Source organism: Leifsonia sp. NPDC058248 (assembly GCF_042881905.1).
Lineage (GTDB): Bacteria > Actinomycetota > Actinomycetes > Actinomycetales > Microbacteriaceae > Leifsonia.
Map to the genome: position 1 here is coordinate 1 of NZ_JBHVXB010000004.1, position 23,034 is coordinate 23,034.

The following is a 23,034-nucleotide window of genomic DNA, read 5'->3' on the forward strand; positions in this document are numbered from 1 at the left end:
GCCCGCCCCGCCCCGCGCCCGCGTCGTGTGTTGGTGGGTCGAACCGCGCCGGCTCGACCCACCAACTCAGGACTCGATCGCGGGCGGGACGCCGGCGGGACGGCCGGGGAGCCGCGCGCTCAGGCGAGCGTCTGCTCGAGGAACCGGTCGCCGTCGCTCCAGACCAGCCGGCCGAGCGACCCGTTGACCAGCGTCAGCTGCGGAGCGACGTGCCCGACCTCCACCTCGGAGACGATCGGCACCCCGAGCATCCCGAGCGCATCCAGTACGGCCTCGCTCTGCGTCAGGGTCGGCGAGTCCGGAGCGCTGGTCCGGCCGACGAGCACGGCGACCGCCGTGTCGAAGAACCCGGCCAGCCGCATTCCGTGGAGGCTGCGGCAGATCGAGTACGCACCGTCTTCGCAGGCCTCCACGTACACGATCGCCGGCCCGAGCGTCGAGGTGCGGCCGAACGGCGTGCCCGCCACGTGGGCGAGGGTCTCGATGCAGCCGCCGATCATCCGGCCGCTCACGTCGAGGTCCCCTTCGCCACCGTCGAGGCGCTTCCACCCCCGGGTCGGCGAGGTCTGGCGCACCACGGCGCCCGCACCCAGCGAGGCGATGTCCGGCCACGACGCGAACTCGGGCGGACGCGACGCCGCCAGCTCCATCAGGTTGGCGCCGTGCAGCGTCGCCGCGCCCGTCAGGAGCGTGAGAGGGGTCAGCAGCGTCGACGTGTCCGAGTAGCCCGCGAACCACGTGGGCTCCGCCGCCGCGAGCGCGTCGAAGTCCAGCAGCGGCAGCAGGTCGATCCCCGTCTCGCCACCCCACGGCGGCACCACGGCCCGGATGCCCGGATCGAGGAGCATCCGCATCAGTTCCGCCGCTCGGTCCACCGCCGGAGCGCTCACATGGGAGCCGCCGCGCAGGCAGTCGCCGAGCACGACGTCGTAGCCGCTTCTGCGGAGCATCCGGACCGCGTCGTCGAGCCTGGTCTCGAAATCGGGCTCGACACCGCTGGAGGTCGCCGTCACCCCGATCGTGTCGCCCGGGGCGAGCGGCCGCGGGTAGCGCACTACGACGCCACCGCCACCAGTCCCAGCTCGGCCGGGCTGATCAGCAGGTCGTTCTTGGGGACCACGCGCACCGTGTAGCCGAAGGCGCCGGCCCAGGCGAGCTCCACCGTCCCCCAGTATTCGTAGGCGGCCGACGCGTCGTGCGTGCCGGGCGCGTTCCGGTCCACCTCGAGGGCGCTGTAGCGCACATCGGTGAGCTGATCGCCCTCGTGGCTGCGCCCGAACACGACCTGCACCTCGACGTCGTCGGGCGTGAGGCCGTTGAGGTGGACGAGGGCGCGCACGTGCAGTTCGTCGCCGACCTGCGGAACGGCGTCGACGCCGCCCGACTCCACGTGACCGACGCTCACGCCGGGCCAGGCCGCGCGCACGCGTCCCTTCCAGGCGGCGAGCCCGCGGGCGGCGGCGTAGCCGTCGGCGGTGAGCCGGCGCTCGAAGCGACAGGCCGAGACGTACAGCCGGTTCACGTACTCGCGCACCATCCGGGCCGCGCTCAGCTCGGGCGAGTCGGTCGACAGGGTGTGACGGATCTGGGCGACCCAGGCCTCCGGGATCCCGTCGCCGTCGCGATCGTAGAACCGCGGGGCGATCTGGTTCTCGATGAGGTCGTAGAGCGCCTCGGCCTCCAGGGCGTCGCGCTCGGCTCCGTCTCCGGCCGCGTCGGCCGACGGGATGGCCCAGCCGTTCTCGCCGTCGTAGTACTCGGCCCACCAGCCGTCGAGGATCGACAGGTTGAGCGCGCCGTTCAGCGCGGCCTTCATGCCGGAGGTTCCACAGGCCTCGAGCGGGCGCAGCGGATTGTTCAGCCAGATGTCGGTTCCGGGATAGAGGAGCTGCGCCATGCCGATGTCGTAGTCGGGCAGGAAGACCAGGCGGGTGCGGATGTCCGGCTCGGACGCGAACTGCACGAGCTTCTGGATGAGCCGCTTGCCCTCTTCATCGGCGGGATGCGACTTGCCGGCGACCACGATCTGCACCGGGCGCTCCGGGTTGAGGAGGATCGCCCGCAGCCGCTCGGGGCTGTGCAGCATCAGCGTGAGCCGCTTGTAGGTGGGGACGCGCCGGGCGAAACCGATCGTGAGCACCGACGGGTCGAGGAGGTCGTTCATCCACGCCGGGGCCACGCCGCCCGGGTTCTGGCTCTCCCAGGCCGCCTGCAGGCGGCGGCGGGCGTCGCCGACGAGCTGCTCGCGCATCCGCGTGCGCACCGACCAGAGGTCGCTGTTGCTGACCGCACCGCTGTTGGACCAGTCGGCTGCCGTCGTGTCGTCGGTGCCCAGCCGCTCGTCGGCGAGCGCCCGGAGCAGCGGGTCGGTCCACGTCGGCGCGTGCACCCCGTTGGTCACGGAGTCGATCGGCACCTCGTCGGCGTCGAATCCCGGATACAGCCCGGCGAACATGTGGCGGCTGACGTCGCCGTGGAGTTTGGACACGCCGTTGGCGTGCTGACCGAGCCGGAGGCCCATGACCGCCATGTTGAACACGTCCGGCGTGCCGCCGGGGTAGTCCTCAGCGCCGAGAGCCAGCACCTCCTGGGCGGAGACACCCGGCAGGAGGTCGGTGGAGAAGTACTGCTGCACGAGCGAGCTCTCGAACCGGTCGATACCGGCCGGCACGGGGGTGTGCGTGGTGAAGACGGTCGCGGCGCGCACCACCTGCAGCGCTTCGTCGAACGTGAGTCCCTCGCCGATCAGGTCGGAGATCCGCTCCACGCCGAGGAAGCCGGCATGGCCCTCGTTGGTGTGGAAGACCTCCGGCGACGGCGTGCCGCTGAGGTCGGTCCACGCCTTCACGGCGCGCACGCCGCCGATGCCGAGCAGCAGTTCCTGCAACAGGCGGTGCTCGCCGCCGCCGCCGTAGAGCCGGTCGGTGACCGAGCGCAGCCGCTCCTCGTTCTCGGGGATGTCGGTGTCGAGCAGCAGCAGGCGCACGCGTCCGACGGCTGCCTGCCACACCCGGGCGTGGAGCACCCCGTTGGGCAGGGCGAGCGTGATCTGCACCGCGGTGCCGTCCGGGTTGCGCAGCACGGACAGCGGGAGCCCGTCCGGGTCGAGCACCGGGTAGCTCTCCAGCTGCCAGCCGTCGGGCGTGATCGCCTGCGAGAAGTAGCCGGAACGGTAGAAGAGGCCGACACCGACCAGTGGCACGCCGAGGTCGCTCGCGGCCTTCAGGTGGTCCCCGGCGAGGATGCCGAGACCGCCGGAGTACTGCGGAAGTGCGGCCGCGATGCCGAACTCGGGCGAGAAGTAGGCGATGGCGTGCGGAGCCGAGTCGTCGAGCGACTGATACCACCGGGGCTCGCTCAGGTAGGCGTGCAGGTCGTCGCGCAGATGGTTCGCCCACTCGACGTAGCCCGGATCGGCCGCGAGCTCGGCCAGACGGGAGGGGTCGACCGCGCCGAGCAGGGCGATCGGATCGTGGCGCACCTGCTGCCACAGCTCAGGCGCGATGCGCGCGAAGAGTTGTCTGGTGGGCTCGTGCCACGACCAGCGCAGGTTTCCTGCGAGTTCTTCGAGGGCCCCGAGGTTCTCGGGGAGCACGGCACGGACAGTGAATCTACGGATGGCCTTCACGCGCTTCAGCCTACGGGAGCCTCCTGTCCGGCGGGGTAATGCGTGTACGGTCGGGATGTGGCAAAGAGCGCAACGAGTACGACACCACCCGCAGAGCTTCCGGCAGAGGAGCCCGAGTACACGCCTCTGCTCGGCCGCATCCCGATCCTGGAGCTCTCGCCGCAGGTCGACGACGGCGGCTGGCCGGCCACCGCCTTCAGCGGCGAGGTCGTTCCCTTCCGGGCCACCGCCTTCCGCGAGGGCCACGATCTGATCGGCGTCGGCCTCCTCCTGCTCGACCCCTCCGGGGAGCAGACCGAGCACCGGATGCGGGCGATCAACCCGGGCACCGACCGCTGGGAGGCGCAGGTACAGCTGGAGGCCGAAGGGCTCTGGCGCTACCGCGTGCAGGCGTACGCCGACGAGTATGCGACCTGGCACCACAACGCCGAGCTGAAGATTCCGGCCGGGGTCGACGTCGAGCTGATGTTCACGATCGGGCACGACATCCTCGTCCGGGCATCCGGTGACAAGCGCCGCAGCACGGCGGAGCGCCGCCACCTCACCGAGACCGCCAAGGTCGTCGGCGACACCAAGCGCACCGCCGAGGAACGCCTCACCGCCGCTACGGAGGACCGCATCGTCGCCATCTTGCGGGCGCGCCCTGTGGTGAGCCTCCCCACCCTGTCGGCCACCCGGAGCGTGCTCGTTGAGCGCACCCGCGCTGGGGTCGGCAGCTGGTACGAGTTCTTCCCGCGTTCCGAAGGCGCCAAGAAGCTGGCCGACGGCTCGTGGAAGTCGGGCACCTTCCGCACCGCGGCCAAACGGCTTCCGGAGATCGCGGCGATGGGCTTCGACGTCGCCTACCTGCCCCCGATCCACCCGATCGGGCGCACCTTCCGCAAGGGACCGAACAACTCGCTCGACGCCGGACCGAACGACCCCGGCTCGCCCTGGGCGATCGGCGGCCCAGACGGCGGGCACGACGCGATCCACCCCGACCTCGGCACCGAGAAGGACTTCGTCTACTTCGTCGGCAAGGCGAAGCAGGCGGGCCTCGAGGTCGCCCTCGACCTCGCCCTGCAGGCCTCGCCCGATCACCCGTGGGTCACCGAGCATCCGGAGTGGTTCACGACCCTGCCCGACGGCTCGATCGCCTACGCGGAGAACCCGCCGAAGAAGTACCAGGACATCTACCCGATCAACTTCGACAACGATCCGATCGGGCTGCGCACCGAGGTGCTGCGGATCGTGCGGTACTGGATCTCGCTCGGCGTCCGCATCTTCCGCGTCGACAATCCGCACACGAAGCCGATCGCGTTCTGGGAGTGGCTGATCCACACGGTCAACGCGGAGTACCCCGACGTCGTGTTCCTCGCCGAGGCGTTCACCCGGCCGGCCATCCTGCAGACGCTCGCCAAGGCGGGCTTCCAGCAGTCGTACACCTACTTCACCTGGCGCAACACGAAGGAGGAGCTCGAGGAGTTCCTCAGCGGGCTCGCCGGGGACACCGCCGACTTCCTGCGGCCCAACCTGTTCGTGAACACGCCCGACATCCTCACGGAGTACCTGCAGTTCGGCGGGCCGGCGGCGTTCAAGATCCGGGCGGCGATCGCGGCCACCGCAGCGCCGACCTGGGGTGTCTACTCCGGATTCGAGTTGTACGAGAACGTGGCTCGCGCCGGCGCCGAGGAGAACATCGACAACGAGAAGTACGAGTACCGCCCCCGGGACTACGCGAAGGCGCAGACCCTCGGCCGGTCGCTCGCGCCCTACCTGACCATGCTCAACCGTGCGCGCAGCGAACACGCGGCGCTGCGCCAGCTGCGCAACCTCACGATCCACTCGAGTGAGGACGACTCGGTGCTCGTCTACTCGAAATACCTCGCGGGCGAGTTCACGCGCAGCGGCAGACCGGACGCGATCATCGTGGTGGCCAACGTCGACCCGCACTCCGTGCGTGAGACGGTCGTGCACCTCGACGTGACCCGGTTCGGTGTGCAGCCTGGCGCGCAGTTCGAAGTCAAAGACATCGTGACCGGAGCGAAATGGACGTGGGGGGCCGACGACTACGTGCGGCTCGACGCGTTCACCGAGCCCGTGCACATCCTGAGCGTGAAGGTGGGCTCCTGATGACCCCGATCCCCGAAGGAGCCGCGGCCGTCGACCTGCCCGAGCTCGACGACGCGCTGCTGTACGCGGTCGCCACCGGGAGTTACCACGACCCGCACGCGGTGCTCGGCCAACACGCGATCAGCCTCCCCGGCATCGCCGACCGGATCATGGTCATCCGCACGCTCCGGCCGCTGGCCGCCGGCGTGGCGGCGGTGCTCTCGACCGGCGCCCACATCGAACTCGCCCATGTCGCGCACGGCATCTGGCAGGGCGTCGACATCGTCGGGGCCGGCAGCTACACGATCGAGGCACGTTACCCGGACGGCGGCGTCTGGACGACGGAAGACCCGTACCGGTTCGCCCCGACCATCGGCGAGCTCGACCTGCACCTGATCGGCGAGGGACGCCACGAGCAGCTCTGGGCGGCGCTCGGCGCGCACGTGCGCGAGATCGACGGTGTCGCCGGGACCGCCTTCACGGTGTGGGCGCCCCATGCTCGCGCCGCGCGGGTGGTCGGCGACTTCAACGACTGGGACGGCACGCAGCACTCGATGCGCAACATGGGGCCGACCGGCGTCTGGGAACTGTTCGTCCCCGGCATGGGCGTCGGCTCGATCTACAAGTTCGATCTGCTCGGCCAGGACGGCCAGTGGGTCCGACGCGCCGACCCGATGGCGCGGGCCGCCGAGGTGCCGCCGGCCACGGCATCCGTCGTCACCGACAGCGCGTACGGCTGGGGCGACGACGGCTGGATGGGCGAGCGCCGCGCCAGAGACCCGCACAACGGGCCCATGAGCGTCTACGAGCTGCACCTCGGCAGCTGGCGTCCGGGCATCGGGTATCGCGAGGCGGCCGACCAGCTCATCGACTACGTCGGAGCGCTCGGGTACACACATGTGGAGTTCCTGCCCCTGTCCGAGCATCCGTTCGGCGGGTCGTGGGGCTATCAGGTCACCGGGTACTACGCGCCGACCAGCCGCTTCGGCTCCCCCGACGATCTGCGCTACCTGATCGACCGGCTCCACCAGGCCGGCATCGGCGTCATCATGGACTGGGTGCCGGGGCATTTCCCCAAAGACGAGTGGGCGCTGGCACGCTTCGACGGCCAGCCGCTCTACGAGCACGGCGACCCGCGGCGAGGCGAGCAGAAGGACTGGGGCACCCTGGTCTTCGACTTCGGGAACTCGCAGGTCCGCAACTTCCTGGTAGCCAACGCGCTGTACTGGCTCGAGGAGTTCCACGTCGACGGCCTCCGGGTCGACGCGGTCGCCTCGATGCTCTACCTCGACTATTCGCGCGAAGACGGCGAATGGCTGCCGAACATCCACGGCGGCCGCGAGAACCTGGAGGCGATCGGCTTCCTGCAGGAGGTCACGGCCACCTCGTACAAGCGGAATCCGGGAACCGTGATGATCGCCGAGGAGTCCACCAGCTGGGCCGGGGTCACCGCGCCCACCTCGAGCGGCGGACTCGGCTTCGGCTTCAAATGGAACATGGGCTGGATGCACGACGCGCTGCAGTACATCCAGGAAGACCCGATGTACCGCAGCTACCACCACAGCGAGATCACCTTCTCGTTCGTCTACGCCTTCAGCGAGAACTTCCTGCTGCCGATCAGCCACGACGAGGTCGTGCACGGCAAAGGGTCGCTGCTGTCCAAGATGCCGGGCGACCACTGGCAGCAGGTCGCGAACGTGCGGGCGTTCCTCGCGTTCATGTGGGCCCACCCCGGAAAGCAGCTGCTGTTCATGGGCCAGGAGTTCGGTCAGCCCTCCGAGTGGAGCGAAGAGCGCGGGCTCGACTGGTGGATCCTCGACCAGCCCCTGCACCGCGGACTCTGGGACCTCGTCGCCCAGCTGAACGCCACCTACCGTGACACCCCGGCGCTGTGGGCCCTCGACAACGACCCCCGCGGCTTCGAGTGGCTCGACGGCTCGGACGCCGCAGGCAACGTCGTCGCCTTCCTCCGCTGGGACGCCGACGGCAACCCGATCGCCGTGCTCCTGAACTTCTCCGGCAATCCGCACTCCGACTACCGGATCGGCCTCCCGTTCGCCGGCGAGTGGGACGAGCTCCTCAACACCGACGCGGAGGCATACGGCGGGTCCGGCGTCGGAAACCTCGGAACCGTCACCGCGGTGGACGAGCCGTGGGCGGGCCGTCCGGCGTCTGCCACCCTGACACTGCCGCCGCTCGGGGCTCTGTGGCTCAGACCACGCTCGAGCTGAGCCAGTCGGAATAGCCGACGCCGTCGATCGCGTCGCGCGGAACGAGGTTGTCGCCCGCGCGCCAGGTCGCCCCCAGCGCTCCGCCGAGGCGGGTGGAGACGATGGAGCCTCGCGCTCCGGTCGCCGACTTCCATTGCTTGGCGAGTTCGCGGGAGGTCTCCACGCGCGGACCGCCGACGGTCCGGGTGGCGTTCGCGGCGCCCCGCCCTTCGACGGCGTCCATCAGGATGCTCGCGACATCGGTGACCGCGATCGGCTGGAAGCTGGTCTTGGCCGGCGCCGGGATGATCCCGAGGCCGCCGCGCTGGAAGATCGACGACACGAACTCGTGGAACTGCGTTGTCCGGACGATGCGCGTCTCCAGGGCGGAGTCCTGATAGTTGCGCTCCTGCGCGGCCTTCGCCCGGTAGTACCGGTACGCCGAGCGATCGACGTTCACGATCGACAGCAGCACGGCCTGCCGCACACCGAACCGGGCCGCCGTGTGGAGCAGGTTCTGCGACCCGGTGGCGAAGACGTGACTCGCTGCGCGCCCCGCGCCGTTGGACGTGTCGACGAGGACGTCGACTCCGTCGAGGACTTCCTCCAGCCCGTCGCCCGAGACGAGGTCGGCCGACCGGTAGTCGGCGCCCGGGACGAATTCCGCGGAGTCGTCGTCGGGAACGCGCCTGCTCGCCACGACGACGTCGTGCCCACGGTCGATGGCTGCTGCGGTGACAGCGCGGCCCGCGAGCCCGGTGCCACCGACGACGAGAACGCGCGGCATTCGAGGCCTCCCGGCGGATCGGTTGGGAACAGTGCCGCCGGCCCGGCCGGTGAGGGCCTGCTCAGTACAGCAGCGACGCCAGCCTAGCCCGCGCCTTGACGACGCGCGGGTCGTCCACACCGACAATCTCGAAATAGTCGAGGATGCGCGAACGCACTGCTTCTCTGCCGGCGGCGTCGAGATTCGGGAACACGGTGAGGAGCCGGTCGAAGGCGTCTTCGACATGACCGCCCGACAGGTCGAGGTCGGCGACGAGCAGCTGAGCATCCAGATCGTCGGGGCCCTGGGCGGCCGCCGAGCGGATCTCGTCCATCGACGCGCCGTCGAGTCGCGCGAGCAGGCTGACCTGCGCGAGCCCCGCGACCGCCATGGCATCCCGCGGGTCCTGGGCGATCGCGGTCTTGTACTCGGCGATGGCCGCCTGGTAGTCGCCGCGCTCGATCGCCTCATAGGCCTCGGCGTGGTGCGGAGGCAGGGGCTCGGGAGCGGCCTCCGCCGGCTCGGCGTCCTGCTCGTCGTCGGCCGCCGCGCCCTCGACCACCGCGCGCCCGGTCACGCCGTTCTGCGCCGCGAGCTGGAGCAGCTGCTCGAACACGTCGCGGACCTGCTGCTCGGGGATCGCACCGGCGAACAGCTGCACGGGACGGCCGCCGATGACGGCGGACACGGCGGGGACGGACTGCGCCTGGAATGCCTGCGCGAGCTGCGGGTTGGCGTCGACGTCGACTCGCACGAGCACGAGACGCCCGTCGTAGTCCTTGACCACGCGGTCGAGCACGGCGGAGAGCTGCTTGCTCGGCTCAGCCCATTCGGCTTGCAGGTCGACGACGACCGGCACCGTCATCGACAGGTCGAGGAAGTCGTTGAAGTTCGCGTCGGTGCCTTCGAAGTACAGGCTCGGAAGCGGGACGGCAGCGCCGCCCTCCCCCGGCTCGGAGGCGCCCGGCCCGGCGGCGGCGGGCTGGCCGGCGGTCATGGCGCGGTTCACGAGCGAGCTGAGGTCGACGGCGCCACGCAGGTTGGCCGGGTTCGGCGGGATCTGGCTCATTTGGCTTCCTTCGCTGCGACGAGGCCCTGGGCGAAGCCCAGGAGGGTGATCTTGGAGTCGGAGCCGGCCTTCGGGACGGAGAACGCCAGCTGGTACCCGTAGGTGGTGTCGATGCCGGTCTTCGACGACGTGACGCCGGAGAGCGCTGCCGAGGTCGGGCCCGCCCCCACTTCGGCACCGGCTTCGACCACGCGCAGTGCCTCGGTCTCGGTCATGCTCGCCCACACGATGGCGCCGGAGTCGTTGGTCGCCATGGCGATGGGCTGCTCGGTGCCGATGGCGTGCGAGAACGCCAGCGACGCCGTCTTCTCGAGGGTCGACTTGGACTTGGCCTTGTAGCCCTGGCCGACGGCTACCCGCAGGGTGTCGCCGGTTGCGTCGAACAGCGGCGCGTACTTGCTCTTGTCACCGTTCACGAGGATGTCGGCGTAGGCGGCCGCCACGTCTTTCGGCGGGAGCTTCAGCAGCTTCGAGTCCGGCGGGACCACGGCCGCGCCGATGCTCGCCGGCGCCAGGTCGGGGACCTTCGCCTTGGGCTCCAGCGAGACGGCGTACTGCACCTGGTAGTTGTCGCGCGGGGTCTTCTGCACGAGCGCGAGCGCGATGGGCGCCTGGTTGGCCTGTTGGGGCTTGACGACGGTCGTGACGGTGCGGGGCCAGGTGTCGGTCGCCTGCGGCAGCGACACGGCGAGCGGTCCGGCGGGGATGGCGGGGAGCGCCTTCACGTCGGCCTTCTTCGCACGGATGGCGTAGTTGGCCGTGCGCAGCTGCAGCGCGGGACCGGTGAACCGGGGGGCGAGGAGCTTCGCGTCGGCCTTGGCGTCCGCCTGCGTCGCCGTGGCCGAGATGCGCTTCATGATGCGCTCGAGCTGCGGGACGGTCACCGCGGGCGGCATGACGTCTTTGGACTTCGGCAGGTCGGAGGCGATCGGGCTGACCGTGGTCGCCGACGAGGCCGGCTGCGGCTGCGACCAGAACTCGGATGTGCATCCGGTCAGGCCCAATGCGCCGACGAGCACGACGGGAATCGCGATCATCGTGCGGCGGTTGGAGCGTCGGCCCTTGGGGGTCGCCTCGACCGCCTTGGAGGGCTTGTACTTGGGTGCTTTCGGGAGCTTCGGCATCTTGGGACCACCCTTACGTCGCGGGCCGCGGGATCGGCGGAGGGCGTAGAGGCCCCAGAGGTAGAGGCCGAGACCGACCACGAGGAGCGCGAGTCCGGCGATGATGAGCGGGCCCGCCCAGGGCGTGCTGGTGTCGAGCGGCCACACGACCCGCACGGCGTTCGGTGCGGGATTGGTGCCGTCGGATGCGATGATCACGCTGACGCCGTCGGGCACGTTCATGCGGGTGAGCTTGGCGTCTGTGCCGTCGAACTCCTCGAGCCACAGGTCCGAGCCGGCCGGATTGGCGCCGGGCGCGGTCGTGGCCGGCGCGGTCGCGCTGGGTGAGGGAGTCGCTGTGGGGGTCGGCGTCGGTGTCGCTGTCGAGCCCGAGTCCGTGCCGTCGGTGTCGGACGCGGTGACCGTCTTGGACTTGAGGCTGCCGGTGGCGGCGTCGTATGCGAGGCGCGTGTAGGGCTGGTCGCCCAGCCACCCCTGGACGTCGGCGGTGCGTCCGTAGGCCACGACCTGCTTGGCGGGGTCGGATCCGCCCGTCACCGAGAGGGTCTGCTGACCCGGATGCGCGTTGAGGACCGCACCGTCGATGACGATGTATCGGGGTTCGCCGGACACCGTGGCCGAGAGTGCGACCTGGGACGGGGGTGCGAAGACCGTCCGCTGGGCGATTCCCGCAGCGATCATGACGGCCGCCACGACGAACGCGACGATGGCGAATACGAAACGCAAACAAGCTCCTTCTGTGTTGCCCCGGGCCGACCGGCAGGCACAGTCACACAACGATAGTCGACCTTTCTGGGAGCCCGCCAACGATTGCCTGGACGGAATCCCCGCCGATGCACTGTTCAGGCTTGAAATGTAGGATTGCCTCGGTTGGCAGCCCGGCTGCTCACCGTTTCAGACTTCAGGAGAGACAACAGTGGCCACCGACGAATCGAACTTCACCCAGGCCTTCCGTGGATACGACAAGGATGAGGTCGACAAGGCCGTCCAGGAGATGCGCCGCGAGCTCATCAAGTCGAACACCCAGGCCGCCGACGCCACCAAGGAGATCAAGCGTCTCCAGGTGCGCGTAGAAGAGTTGAACGCCGAGATCGAAGAGGTCGGCAGTCCGACCTTCTCGGGCCTCGGCACCAAGCTCGAGAACACCCTGCGGGTGGCGGAAGAGCAGTCGACCCGACTCATCGCCCAGGCCGACATCGACGCCGAGAAGCTCCGCAACGGCGTCTCGGCCGAGGTCGAGAAGATCAAGACCACCGCCTCTCAGCAGGCCGAGCGCATTCTGGCGGATGCCCGCGCACGCGCCACGACCGCGCTCGAAGACGCGCAGATCGAGTCGACGGAGCTCCTCGCCAAGGCGACCTCCGACCGCGAGACCCTGGTCGCCGACGCCCTCCGTGAAGCGGCGGCCATCCGCGGCGCGGTCGCCACCGAGGCCGCAGAGCTCCGGGCGACCAGCAAGCGCGAATCCGCAGCCGTGCGCGCCGAGGCCGACCGCGAGGCGGCCGAGCTCAAGGCGGTCGCGTCACGCGAGGCGGAGGCGGCGCGCGCAGAGGCCGCACAGCTCGACCGCGAGATCGAGACGCGCCGGGCCGAGCTGGCCGCGGCCTTCGCCGAAGACCGCGCCGCCTTCGAGCGCGAGGCCGAGCAGACCAGGCTCGACCTGGCCACCAAGGTCGCCGAGACCACCGATGCGCTCGAGGCCGAGAAGACCAGCACCCGCAACGAGCTCGCCGCAGAGGCCGCCCAGGCTCGCGCCGACCTGGCCAACGATGTGGAACGTCAGCGCTCCGCACTCGCCACCGAGGCCGCCCAGACCCGCGCCGACCTCGACAACGAGACGAAGACCACCAGGCTCGCACTCGAGACCGAGGTGGAGCAGACCACGAAGGCCCTCGCCGTCGAGGTCGAGCAGACCCGGAGTTCCCTGGCAGCAGAGGTCGAGCAGACCCGCAGCGCGCTCGCCGACGAGGTCGCTCACACCAAGAGCGCGCTGGCCGACGAGGTCGAGAGCACCGAAAGCGGCCTCGCCGACGAGGTCGCCCGCACCACGAGCGAGCTCGCGGACAAGGTCGCCCGCACCACGAGCGAGCTGGCCGACGAGGTCGCCCGCACCACGAGCCGCCTCGCCGACGACGTGCTGCAGACCCGCACGACGCTCGAGAACGAGTCCACGCAGACCCGCGCCGCCCTCGAGGCCGAGCGGGTCGCCACCGCGGCCGCCCTCGCAGCCGACCGCGAACAGACGGCGAGCAGCCTGGCCGCCGAAGCCGAGCAGACCCGCGCCGAACTGGCCGCCGAAGCCGACCGTCAGCGCCGCGAGCTCGACGCCGACGCAGCTCAACTGCGCGCCGACCTGGCGGCGGAGGTCGACACCACGCGCAGCACGCTGGCCGACGAGCTCGCACGCGAGCGCAGCATCCTCACGGCCGAGGTCGAGGGAACCAAGGCCGAACTGGCCGCCGAGGTCGAGCAGACCAAATCCGCCCTCGCGGCCGAGGTCGAGCAGACCAAATCCGCCCTCGCGGCCGAGGTCGAGCAGACCAAATCCGCCCTCGCGGCCGAGGTCGAGCAGACCAGATCCGCGCTCGAGAACGACGTCACCACGACCCGCTCGGCCCTGGCCGCCGATGTCGAGCAGACCCAGTCCGCGCTGGCCGCCGAGGTCGAGCAGACCAAATCCGCGCTCGCGGAGGAGGTCGAGCACACCCGGAGCACCCTCGCCGAAGACGTGCGGCGCACTGCGGTCGACCTGGCCGATCAGCGCGAGTCGACGGCGAACACCCTCGCCAACGACATCGAACAGCAGCGCGTCGCCCTCGAGAAGGAGTCGGAGCTGATCCGGGTCACGCTCGCCGACGAGACCGAGCAGGCCCGTGTCGCCCTCGAGCGCGACAGCGCCGAGGCCCGTGCCGAACTGGCCCGCGAGGCCGCCGAGGCACGCACGCGGCTCGAGGCCGAGCTCGCCGATCGCCGCAGCGCGTTCGAGCAGGAGAGCACTCAGGCGCGTTCCGCCCTCGAGACCGAGCTCGCCACACTGCGCACGCAGACCCTCGAGGCCGTCGACGCCAGGACCCGCGAGATCGAACAGGCCCGCATCGACCTCGACGTCGAGCTCAAGGCCCGTCGAGACGAGGCCGAGAAGGACTACCTCGCGCGACACCAGGAGGCCGTGGCGCAGACGCAGAAGTACCTCGACGAGGCCAACCAGCAGCTCGCGGAGGCCATCAAGCGCACGACGCGGGCCCGCACCGAGGCCGACACCTTCGAAGCCGAGGCCCGGGCGACCGTCAAGTCGGCGCGAAAAGACGCCGAGGCGGCGGCCGCGACGATCCTCACGGACGCCGAGGACCGGGCTGCCGCGCTCGTCGCCGAGGCGGAAGAGCGCACGCAACGCCTGGTCGCCGACGCAGAAGAACGCCTGGCCCAGATTAGGATTGAGCGCGAAGCGGTCGCCGGCTACTTCGAGAATCTGCGCGGAGTGCTCCAGCAGGCTGAGAAGGTGTCTGCCGACAGCAACTGACCACGCACCGCCGAAGGGGCCGCATGAAGATCCAGAATCCGTTCAGAGTCGGCCTCATCGGCACGTTGGGCGTCGGCGTCGGGATTCTGATCCTCACCTCGGTCGTCAATCTGGCGACCATCATCACCTATGTCGGCGCCGCGCTGTTCATCGCGCTCGGCATCGAACCGCTCATCTCGTTCCTCGAGCGGCACAAGTTCCCGCGCTGGGCGGCGCTCGTCGTCACCCTCGTGGTCATCCTCGGCGCCTTCGCCGGCCTGATCTGGGCGATCGTGCCCGTCGCCGTCGACCAGCTGACGCAGTTGGTCAACTCCATCGTCAGCTGGGTCAACGCGGGCAAGGCCCAGCAATGGTTCACCGACCTGCAGCATCAGTTCCCCGGCATCATCAACGACCAGAACATCACTGCCGCCACCGACTGGCTGCAGAAGAACCTCCCCAGCATCACGTCGACCGTGCTCCAGACCGGCATCGGCATCGTCACCGGTGTCTTCGGCGCGATCATCGTGATCATCCTCACGATCTACTTCACCGCGTCGCTGCCGAGCATCAAGCGTGCGGCTTACCAGCTGGTCCCCGCCTCCAGGCGTGCGCGCGTCTCCGACCTCGGCGACCAGATCACCGACTCAGTCGGAAAGTATGTGGGAGGCCAGGTCTCCCTCGCGCTGATCAACGGTGTGCTGAGCGCGATCTTCCTCACCATCATCGGCGCCAAGTTTCCGATCCTGCTGGCGTCGATCGCGTTCTTCTTCTCGCTGATCCCGCTCGTCGGAACGATCACAGGCTCGGTCATCATCACAGCCGTCTGCCTGCTGTCCGGGCCCCCGACGGCTATCGCCGCCGGCATCTACTACCTCATCTACATGCAGGTCGAGGCGTACGTCCTCAGCCCGAGGATCATGAACCGCGCCGTCTCCGTCCCCGGCGCCCTCGTGGTGGTGGCCGCCCTCGCAGGCGGCACGCTGCTGGGCATCCTGGGCGCGCTGATCGCCATCCCGTTCGCCGCGGCGATCCTGCTCATCATCAAGCAGGTCGTCATCCCCCGGCAGAACGAGCTCTAGCAGCCGCCTCAGGATGCTGCGGCAGGCGGCGGCCACTCGGTCGGAAGCGGGAGCGCCGACGGGTTGACGCGGGCGACGATCTCGTCGAGGACCCGGCGGGTCTGGTTCTCCCCCACCCAGAGGTGCTTCCCGCCCTCGACGTCGACGAGCTGGATCTGCGGGAGCGGCGCGAACCGCTCCTCTGCGGCATCCGGTCGCAGGTAGTCGTCGTGCTCCGGGATGAGGGCGACGATCGGGCGGGTGTCGCCGGCCCACGCCGCCAGATGCTCGGGCTTGGCGCGATGCAGCGGCGGCGAGAGCAGGATCACGCCGTCGACCGGGTAACCGCGCCCGTACATGAGGGCGAGCTCCGTTCCGAACGACCAGCCGACGAGCCAGGCGTGCGGCAGGCCGCGCTCCGTGACGAACGCCATGGCGGCCTCCACGTCATACTGCTCCCCCACGCCGTGCGAGAATTCGCCGTCGCTGGTCCCGCGCGGGGACTTGGTGCCGCGCGTGTTGAACCGCAGGACGGCGATGTCGGCCAGAGCGGGCAGGCGCCCGGCAGCCTTGCGCAGGATGTGCGAGTCCATGAAGCCGCCGCCGGTGGGCAGCGGGTGGAGCGTCACCAGGGTCGCGACCGGCGGACGATCGAGCGGGCTCGCGAGCTCGCCGACGAGGGTCAGGCCGTCACGGGTGTGCAGCTCGATGTCTTCGCGCCGGGCCGGAAGCTCGACGCCGCCGCGGATCTCGATGGGCTCAGTGGTCACGGGGTTCTTTCTGCTCAGCTGATCTTCCAGCAGTGGAGGTGCCAGTGCCGCCGGGCAGCGATGTCGGCCGCGTCGCCCATCACCCCGTCTGCTCGCCAGGCGACCAGGTGGGACACGCCCGGAACGATCTCCTGACCGCACCCGGGGCAGATGTAGCTCTTCTGCGCCTGGACGGCGGAGACGGGCTGCACATTCCAGGTGACGCCGCGCCGAACTTCGGTGCGCCGCCAGCCGGTCATCATGCGCGTCAGGTCGTCGGCCTCGTCGTCGTCGCGGGCGTCACGGCTCTGACGGCCCCGGGGACGATTACTGCGCGGCATCTCACCAGTTTAGACGCCGGACAGGTCGGGTCCGGCGCTACGCGTCCTTCTCCCGGTGCGCCATGCGCGACTCGTCGAAGTCGAGCATGGTCTGGGCCTTGGAGAGGATGCGCGACGGATAGTTCCCGCGGCTGCGCGCCTCGAGCAGAGCTTCGCGCTCGGCATCCAGCACCACGGAGCGCAGAGCGCGGTACTGCTCGTGCGGGCCCGCGGACGTGCGGTCGTTCGTGTCGCGCTCCACCCGCTCCCACTCGGCCTCCACGCGGAGCATCGTGTCCTGCCGGACGCGCTCCACCACCTCCTGGTCGACCTTCTCGCCCTCGGCGAGTCCGATGTCGGGCTTCTCCAGGACGGCGAGTCCGGCCTCGCTCATCTCCTCGAGGAGGCCGGCGAGCTCGCGGCGGTCGGCGGCGGCATCCGACCCCGTGACTTTGAGCCACCGGATGACCAGCGGAAGCGTGCCGCCCTGGACGAGCAGCGTGACGAGCGCGACGATGAAGGCGATGAGGATCAGCTGGTACGAGTACGGCGTGTCGCGGGGCAGCGTCTGAGCGGCGGCGAGGGTCACCACTCCGCGCATCCCGGCCCAGGTCAGCACCGCGCCGCCACGCCAGCCGATCGACGAGTCCTGCATGTCGGTGATGTCGGCCGAACGCCTCTCCAGATACCGCGTCACGCGCGACCACCGGCGCTTGTCACGGTCCGTCTTGGGTTTCGGACGCTCGCGCATCCGGTCGATGCCGTCGGACAGCCGGTCGCCCAACTGGTGGGCCTTGCGCTCGTTGGCCCGCAGTCGCAGCACGATCGGGATGATGAACAGGCCGCGGATGACGAGCAGCAGCACGCAGATCATCAGCGCGAGGAGCAGGCAGCCCCAGAGGTCGAGGCCGGCCGGATGGGTCTCCACCGCCGTGACGATCGACTTCAGCTGCACGCCCATGACCAGGAACACGCCGTTCTCCAGGAGGAACTGCACCGTCCGCCAGTTGAGACGCTCGGCTATGCGCGCCTGGGCGCTGAACCTGCGAGCGGCGTTGTGGCCGGTGTACAGGCCGGCGACGACCACGGCGAGGACCCCGGAGGCCCCCAGCTCCTCTGCCGGGATGTAGGCGATGAAGGGCACGGCGAACGACATCGCCGTCTCCAGCACCGGGTCGTCGAGGCGGGACCGGATATACACCGTCACCACGCCGACGATGAGACCGATCGCGATCGCCACGACGACCGAGAGGGCGAACTGTCCCGCGACGGCAGCGACGTGGACGGTGGCCGCCGTCGCCGCGAGCGCCGACTTCAGCAGCACCAGGGCGGACGCGTCGTTGACGAGGCTCTCCCCCTCGAGCATGGTCACGAGGCGGGTGGGCAGCCCCAGACGTTTGGCGACCGCCGTCGCGGCCACGGCGTCGGTCGGGCTGATCACGGCGCCCAGGGCGATGCCTGCGGCGAGGTCGAGGTCGGGCAGGATCGCGTACAGAACGAACCCGATGATCAGCGCCGTCGCGATCACGAGCAGCACCGAGAGCGCGGAGATCGTGCCCAGATTGCGCCGGAAGTCCATCAACGGCACCTGGATCGCCGCCGAGTAGAGCAGCGGCGGGAGGACGACGGTCAGGATGACCCATGGCGGGATCTCGACCGTGGCCGGGAGGAACGGCAGGAACGAGATGGCGACGCCGACCACCACGAGGACGAGCGGGGAGGCGATACCGAGCTGTTTGGAGAACGCCGAGACCGCGACCAGGACGATGATCCCGATGACACCGATCAGCGCGTACTCCATGGCACAACGCTACCCCGGCCTCTCACGCGCCACGACGCGCCTTGTCAGCCGATCGGGGCGATCAGTACCAGCCGGCGCTCTCCGAGTGGCTCCAGGCGCCACAGGGCGTCCCGTAGCGGCCCTGGATGTAGCCGAGGCCCCAGGCGATCTGCGTCGAGGCGCTGTTCTGCCAGTCGGGGCCCGCCGAGGCCATCTTGCTTCCGGGGAGGGCCTGCGGGATGCCGTAGGCGCCGCTGCCGGCGTTGTACGCGTACACGTTCCAGCCCGATTCGCGGTTCCAGAGCGAGACGAGGCAGTTGTACTCGCTGTCGCCCCAGCCGCGAGCCTTCACGGCCGCATAGCCTGCCGCCTGAGCCGAGCCGGGATCGGGCGTGCCCGCCGCGGGCGCGCTGCTGCCGGAGTTGTCGCTGCTGCTGCCGCCTCCGCTCGAGTCGGTCGGAGTGGGCGCGGGCTTCGGAACGGGCTTCGGCTTGGGCTTCTCCTTCACCGAGATCGCCTCGCGAGTGATGCTCGTGGTGTACGAACCGGTGGCCTCGAGGGACTGCACCGGAGCGTTCCCGAAGCGTGACGTGGTCTGCACCGTGTCGGCATAAGCGGGGGTGGCGGCCGAGCCGGAGTACGGGTCGACCACGTTCACCAGGGCGAAACCGACGGCCGCCGTGAACGCGAAACCCCAGAGCGCTGCCCGCGAACGGACATGGGGTCGCCTGACCGCGACGCCGACCGGGTTGGCCGGAGTCAGGGGAACAACATTCTCTGACTCTGCTACTCGTCTACCCACGATCACAGAACCATAACGAACAATCGGCGAACTACCAAGACGGGCTCTCCACTGTCAGCGAACAGCCAGCATCACATCCGTGACCCCGTCGAGGAGCAGATCGACCTGGATCTCCTTGTATCCACCGCGCTGCGGCCGGAAAGTGACGGTGCGGACCTCTTCGACGCTCATCGGTTTCCCGTCCTGAAAATAACGGGTGAGCCGCGCCGCGAAACGGTCCACATCGGACCGGTTGTAGCCGTAGGTGAAGATGCTCGCGCGGTCGAAACGGTTGCCGATCGGGCGGTCGAGCCGGTTGAGGATGACCTGCGCCGTCGTGCGGGCCTCGTCGAACAGGGCGGCCTCGCCTTTGGCCGCGCGCGCCACTTCGCGCTCGCGTGCCGAGAAGGCGTCCTCCAGCCGTTCCAGGGCTGCGTCGACGTGCGTCGTCGAATAGCCGCCCTTCTCCATGCCGAACGCCGTGTGGCGGATGTCTGCGGCGGTCAGGGCGGGGGCATCCGGAGTGTCGCCGTCGTAGGCCCGGCGCGCGGACTGCAGGAACTCATCGACCTGCTCGGTGTCGTAGCCGAGCTTCGACTTCCGGGTATGGGGGAAGGTGCTCACTCCCCCATTCTGTCATCCGAAGATGAGGAACAGCGCGTAGGTCACCGCCGCAGAGGGCAGGATCGAGTCGAGCCGGTCGAGGAAACCGCCGTGACCGGGCAGCCACGAGCTCATGTCCTTGATGCCGAGATCGCGCTTGATGAGCGATTCGGCCAGATCCCCCAGTGTCGCGGTGAGCAGCAGCACCACCCCGAAGACGATGCCGAACCACCACGGCCGGTCGATCATGAACAACGACAGCAGCACGCCCGCGACGACGCTCGTGACGGCCGCACCTGCGAAGCCCTCCCAGGTCTTCTTCGGGCTGATCGTCGGCGCCATCGGATGCTTGCCGAACGACAGCCCCGCCACGTACGCGCCGGTGTCGACGGCGACCACCAGGATGATGAACGCGAGCACCCACCACTCGCCGCCGTCCTCCGCCAGGAGCAGCACGGCGAAGCTCCCGAGCAGCACGACGTAGAGCTGGACCAGCACCGACGCGGTGACATCCCGCAGGAGCTGAGCACCGCCGACCTTCGCCGGGCGAGCCGCCTCCTCGATCAGCCGCCACACGCACACGAGGACGACCCCCACCGAGAGCGAGACGAGCTGACCGCCGGCGTGGAAGAAGAACGACGCCGGCACGATCGCCACCGCCGAGATCAGCGTCGGCGTGCGCGGAACCAGCCGGCCGGAGCCGCGGAACGCCTGCGTCAGCTCGAACGCGGCGAACCCCACGATCGCGACGCCGAAGATCAGGAAGAGTTCCTTGACGAAGATCAGGCTGAACAGCAACAGTGCGCCGGCCGCCAAGCCGATCAGGATCGCCAGGATCAGGTTGCGCCCGGTCCTCGCCTCGATGCGCTCGTTCGTCGCGTCCAGCTGGGCTTTGCGAGCCTGCACCTGGCGTTCCAGGTCGGCCCTGGTGGCCTGCACCTGCGCGCGGAACTCCGCCTTCGACGCCGGTTTGCCCCGCTTCTGCGGCACGGGAGGGCCGGGATCGCCGGACGTTCCGTTGGTCATGGTGGGAGCCTAAACCTCGAGGAGTTCGGCTTCCTTGCGCTTCAGAGCGTCGTCGACGGCGTCGACGTGCGTGCGGGTGATGTTCTCCAGTTCCTTCTCACCACGCGCCACGTCGTCGTCGCCGACCTCGCTCTTCAGCGCGTCGAGGTCGTCCTTCGCCTTGCGGCGGATGTTCCGGATGGCCACCTTGGCGTCCTCGCCCTTGCTGCGGACGATCTTCACGAACTCCTTGCGGCGGTCCTCCGTGAGCTCGGGAAGGGTGACGCGGACGATGTCGCCGTCGTTTCCGACGTTGGCCGACAGGTTCGGCATGTTGACGATCGCCTTCTCGATCTCCTTCAGTGCCGACTTGTCGTACGGCGTGACGAGGAGGACGCGGGCCTCCGGGTTCTGGAGGCCGGCGAGCTGCGCCAGCGGGGTCGGAGAGCCGTAGTAGTCGACGAGGACCTTCAGGAAGAGCGCAGGGTTCGCGCGGCCGGCGCTCACGGTGCCGAATTCGTCTTTCGCCGCCTCAACGGTCTTGCTCATGCGCTGGGTGGCGTCGGAAATCACATCCGCGATCACGGTCTCTCCTTCAGTCGGTGAATCGGTGTCTAGTCTAGAGCCCGCCGCCGGGCGGACCCGGCGCTACGGGCCGAGCAGCGTGCCGATCTCGGCGCCCAGGATGGCGGCTGTGACGTTGCCGGCCGGCTCGATTCCGAAGATGCGCATCGGCATCCCGTTGTCCATGCACAAGCTGAGGGCGGTGGAGTCCACAGCCCTCAGATTCTGCTGCAGGGCCTCCTGGTGGCTGATCTGGTCGATCTTGCGAGCATCCGGGTTCGTGCGCGGGTCGTCGTCGTACATTCCGTCGACGCCGTTCTTGGCGACGAGCACGACGTCGGCCTCGATCTCAAGGGCGCGCTGGGCGGCGACGGTGTCGGTCGAGAAATAGGGCAGGCCGGCGCCGGCTCCGAAGATGACGACGCGCCCCTTCTCGAGGTGGCGCTCGGCACGGCGCGGGATGTACGGCTCGGCCACCTGGGTCATCGCGATGGCCGACTGCACGCGCGTCTCCGCGCCGGCCTGCTCGAGGAAGTCCTGCAGCGCGAGAGCGTTCATCACGGTGCCGAGCATGCCCATGTAGTCGGCCCGCCCTCGGTCCATTCCGCGCTGCGAGAGCTCGGCGCCGCGGAAGAAGTTGCCTCCGCCGACCACGATCGCGACCTCGACGTCGGTGGCCGCCTGGGCGATCTCACGGGCGATGGAGCTCACGATGTCGGGGTTCACTCCGAGCTGGCCGCCGCCGAAGGCTTCGCCGGAGAGTTTGAGAAGGACCCTGCGCCTCTTATTCGTTTCGGACATGCGTGCGTGAGCCTTCCGTTCGGTGATCTCGTTCAAAGTTAGTGGGTGCGGGACGTGAGCGCCGCACAGGGTAGCCGGGCGCACAGAAAAGGAGTCCGGATCGTGGGAACGATCCGGACTCCCTCATGAGCCTGTTAGGCGCCGACCTTGAAGCGGGCGAAGCCGGAGACGGTGATTCCCGCATCCTTGACGACTTGGCTGATGCTCAGCTTGTTGTCCTTCGCGTAGTCCTGCTCGAGGAGCGCGACCTGCTTGAAGTAGGCGCCGAGGCGACCCTCGATGATCTTCGGCAGGGCGGCCTCGGGCTTGCCCTCGTTGCGCGAGATCTCCTCGACGATGCGTCGCTCGTTCTCGACCGCTTCTGCGGGGACGTCCTCACGGGTGAGGTACTCCGGGTTGGCGAACGAGATGTGCTGCGCGATGCTGCGAGCGGTCTCCGCGTCGTCGCCGGCGTAGCCGAGGACGACACCGACCTGCGGGGGCAGGTCTTTGGAGGTCTTGTGCAGGTAGATCGCGAAGTGCTCGCCCGACACGACGGCGATGCGGCGGAGTTCCACCTTCTCGCCGAGGATGGCGGCCTCGTCACCGATGAGCTCGGCGACGGTCCGGCTGCCGGCGGGGGCCGCGAGGGCCTCCTCGACCGTGGTCGCCCCGGCGGCGGTGACCGCGTCGAGGACCTTCTCGGAGAGCGCGATGAACTTGTCGCCCTTGGCGACGAAGTCCGTCTCGCAGGCGAGCTCGATCATCGTGGCACTGGTGCCGTTCTCCTTGGCCGCGACCAGGCCTTCGCTCGTGGAGCGGTCGGCGCGCTTCGCGTTGCCCTTGGCACCCTTCAGGCGCAGGATCTCGGTGGCCTTGTCGATGTCGCCATCGGCCTCCTCGAGCGCCTTCTTGGTGTCGACCATGCCCGTGCCGAGCTGCTCGCGCAGGGCCTTGATGTCAGCGATGCTGATGTTTGCCATGTTCCTTCAAGAACCTTCTGT

The 23,034-nt window shown here is 69.3% G+C and carries 18 protein-coding genes; 4 read left to right on the forward strand and 14 right to left on the reverse strand.

The genetic code is table 11. The annotated features are described in order from the left end of the window. Positions 1–119: 119 nt before the first annotated feature. Both ACFVV5_RS07545 and glgP read right to left on the reverse strand, forming a co-directional pair. Complete coding sequence (locus ACFVV5_RS07545) at positions 120–1,055, reverse strand: S66 peptidase family protein (RefSeq protein WP_387241362.1); 936 nt, start codon at positions 1,053–1,055, stop codon at positions 120–122. Then, positions 1,055–3,628, reverse strand: coding sequence for an alpha-glucan family phosphorylase (glgP, locus tag ACFVV5_RS07550; protein ID WP_387241365.1), 2,574 nt, complete (start codon positions 3,626–3,628; stop codon positions 1,055–1,057). The genes ACFVV5_RS07545 and glgP overlap by 1 nt, the downstream gene beginning before the upstream one ends. Before the next feature lie 57 nt (positions 3,629–3,685). Between glgP and ACFVV5_RS07555 the strand changes: the two genes are divergently transcribed. Continuing rightward, entirely contained in the window at positions 3,686–5,740 is a 2,055-nt protein-coding gene (locus tag ACFVV5_RS07555) for an alpha-1,4-glucan--maltose-1-phosphate maltosyltransferase (protein ID WP_387241368.1), read from the forward strand. Beyond that, complete coding sequence (gene glgB / locus ACFVV5_RS07560; RefSeq protein ID WP_387241371.1) at positions 5,740–7,950, forward strand: 1,4-alpha-glucan branching protein GlgB; 2,211 nt, start codon at positions 5,740–5,742, stop codon at positions 7,948–7,950. Before ACFVV5_RS07555 ends, glgB begins: the two co-directional genes overlap by 1 nt. Here the strand turns inward: glgB and ACFVV5_RS07565 are convergent. The 3 genes from ACFVV5_RS07565 to ACFVV5_RS07575 all read right to left on the reverse strand — a co-directional run bounded on the left by ACFVV5_RS07565 (position 7,931) and on the right by ACFVV5_RS07575 (position 11,614). After that, positions 7,931–8,716 carry an SDR family oxidoreductase gene (locus tag ACFVV5_RS07565; RefSeq protein ID WP_387241374.1) on the reverse strand — a complete coding sequence of 262 codons (786 nt, stop codon included), beginning with the start codon at positions 8,714–8,716 and terminating at the stop codon, positions 7,931–7,933. The two genes, glgB and ACFVV5_RS07565, sit on opposite strands and share 20 nt — an antisense overlap. A gap of 61 nt (positions 8,717–8,777) precedes the next feature. Then, positions 8,778–9,764: a co-chaperone YbbN gene (locus ACFVV5_RS07570; RefSeq protein WP_387241377.1), complete on the reverse strand. Its 987-nt coding sequence runs from the start codon at positions 9,762–9,764 to the stop codon at positions 8,778–8,780. Continuing rightward, on the reverse strand, positions 9,761–11,614 hold the full coding sequence (locus tag ACFVV5_RS07575; protein ID WP_387241380.1) for a hypothetical protein: 1,854 nt from the start codon (positions 11,612–11,614) through the stop codon (positions 9,761–9,763). Before ACFVV5_RS07575 ends, ACFVV5_RS07570 begins: the two co-directional genes overlap by 4 nt. A gap of 190 nt (positions 11,615–11,804) precedes the next feature. Here ACFVV5_RS07575 and ACFVV5_RS07580 point away from each other — a divergent pair, with 190 nt between their 5' ends. Together ACFVV5_RS07580 and ACFVV5_RS07585 are read left to right on the forward strand one after the other, a co-directional pair. Beyond that, entirely contained in the window at positions 11,805–14,408 is a 2,604-nt protein-coding gene (locus ACFVV5_RS07580) for a hypothetical protein (RefSeq protein WP_387241383.1), read from the forward strand. Positions 14,409–14,431: 23 nt separating this feature from the next. Continuing rightward, the gene (locus ACFVV5_RS07585; protein ID WP_387241386.1) at positions 14,432–15,469 is read left to right on the forward strand and encodes an AI-2E family transporter; all 1,038 of its coding nucleotides are present in this window, start codon (positions 14,432–14,434) and stop codon (positions 15,467–15,469) included. Positions 15,470–15,477: 8 nt separating this feature from the next. Here ACFVV5_RS07585 and ACFVV5_RS07590 read toward each other — a convergent pair whose 3' ends face one another. From ACFVV5_RS07590 to tsf, 9 genes are all read right to left on the reverse strand, one after another. Continuing rightward, complete coding sequence (locus tag ACFVV5_RS07590; protein ID WP_387242349.1) at positions 15,478–16,203, reverse strand: alpha/beta hydrolase; 726 nt, start codon at positions 16,201–16,203, stop codon at positions 15,478–15,480. Between the two features lie 29 nt (positions 16,204–16,232). Then, positions 16,233–16,538 (reverse strand): hypothetical protein, encoded by a 306-nt coding sequence (locus ACFVV5_RS07595; RefSeq protein WP_387241389.1) that lies wholly within the window; start codon positions 16,536–16,538, stop codon positions 16,233–16,235. A gap of 37 nt (positions 16,539–16,575) precedes the next feature. Beyond that, entirely contained in the window at positions 16,576–18,318 is a 1,743-nt protein-coding gene (locus tag ACFVV5_RS07600; protein ID WP_387241392.1) for a cation:proton antiporter, read from the reverse strand. A gap of 61 nt (positions 18,319–18,379) precedes the next feature. Continuing rightward, entirely contained in the window at positions 18,380–19,099 is a 720-nt protein-coding gene (locus ACFVV5_RS07605) for a lytic transglycosylase domain-containing protein (protein ID WP_387241395.1), read from the reverse strand. Between the two features lie 54 nt (positions 19,100–19,153). Next, complete coding sequence (locus tag ACFVV5_RS07610) at positions 19,154–19,702, reverse strand: DivIVA domain-containing protein (protein WP_387241398.1); 549 nt, start codon at positions 19,700–19,702, stop codon at positions 19,154–19,156. 12 nt (positions 19,703–19,714) lie between these two features. After that, positions 19,715–20,707 carry a phosphatidate cytidylyltransferase gene (locus ACFVV5_RS07615; protein ID WP_387241401.1) on the reverse strand — a complete coding sequence of 331 codons (993 nt, stop codon included), beginning with the start codon at positions 20,705–20,707 and terminating at the stop codon, positions 19,715–19,717. 9 nt (positions 20,708–20,716) lie between these two features. Then, positions 20,717–21,271 carry a ribosome recycling factor gene (gene frr, locus ACFVV5_RS07620; protein ID WP_387241404.1) on the reverse strand — a complete coding sequence of 185 codons (555 nt, stop codon included), beginning with the start codon at positions 21,269–21,271 and terminating at the stop codon, positions 20,717–20,719. 63 nt (positions 21,272–21,334) lie between these two features. Continuing rightward, positions 21,335–22,051 (reverse strand): UMP kinase, encoded by a 717-nt coding sequence (gene pyrH, locus ACFVV5_RS07625; RefSeq protein ID WP_387241407.1) that lies wholly within the window; start codon positions 22,049–22,051, stop codon positions 21,335–21,337. 134 nt (positions 22,052–22,185) lie between these two features. Continuing rightward, on the reverse strand, positions 22,186–23,013 hold the full coding sequence (gene tsf / locus ACFVV5_RS07630; RefSeq protein WP_387241410.1) for a translation elongation factor Ts: 828 nt from the start codon (positions 23,011–23,013) through the stop codon (positions 22,186–22,188). Between the last annotated feature and the right edge of the window lie 21 nt (positions 23,014–23,034).

Bases quoted from the DNA above. Each gene is read 5' to 3' on its own strand.
- ACFVV5_RS07570 (WP_387241377.1), bottom strand. From the start codon at position 9,764: ATGAGCCAGATCCCGCCGAACCCGGCCAACCTGCGTGGCGCCGTCGAC.
- tsf (WP_387241410.1), bottom strand. From the start codon at position 23,013: ATGGCAAACATCAGCATCGCTGACATCAAGGCCCTGCGCGAGCAGCTC.
- ACFVV5_RS07615 (WP_387241401.1), bottom strand. From the start codon at position 20,707: ATGACCAACGGAACGTCCGGCGATCCCGGCCCTCCCGTGCCGCAGAAG.
- ACFVV5_RS07565 (WP_387241374.1), bottom strand. From the start codon at position 8,716: ATGCCGCGCGTTCTCGTCGTCGGTGGCACCGGGCTCGCGGGCCGCGCT.
- ACFVV5_RS07585 (WP_387241386.1), top strand. From the start codon at position 14,432: ATGAAGATCCAGAATCCGTTCAGAGTCGGCCTCATCGGCACGTTGGGC.
- pyrH (WP_387241407.1), bottom strand. From the start codon at position 22,051: ATGTCCGAAACGAATAAGAGGCGCAGGGTCCTTCTCAAACTCTCCGGC.
- ACFVV5_RS07595 (WP_387241389.1), bottom strand. From the start codon at position 16,538: ATGCCGCGCAGTAATCGTCCCCGGGGCCGTCAGAGCCGTGACGCCCGC.
- glgB (WP_387241371.1), top strand. From the start codon at position 5,740: ATGACCCCGATCCCCGAAGGAGCCGCGGCCGTCGACCTGCCCGAGCTC.
- ACFVV5_RS07600 (WP_387241392.1), bottom strand. From the start codon at position 18,318: ATGGAGTACGCGCTGATCGGTGTCATCGGGATCATCGTCCTGGTCGCG.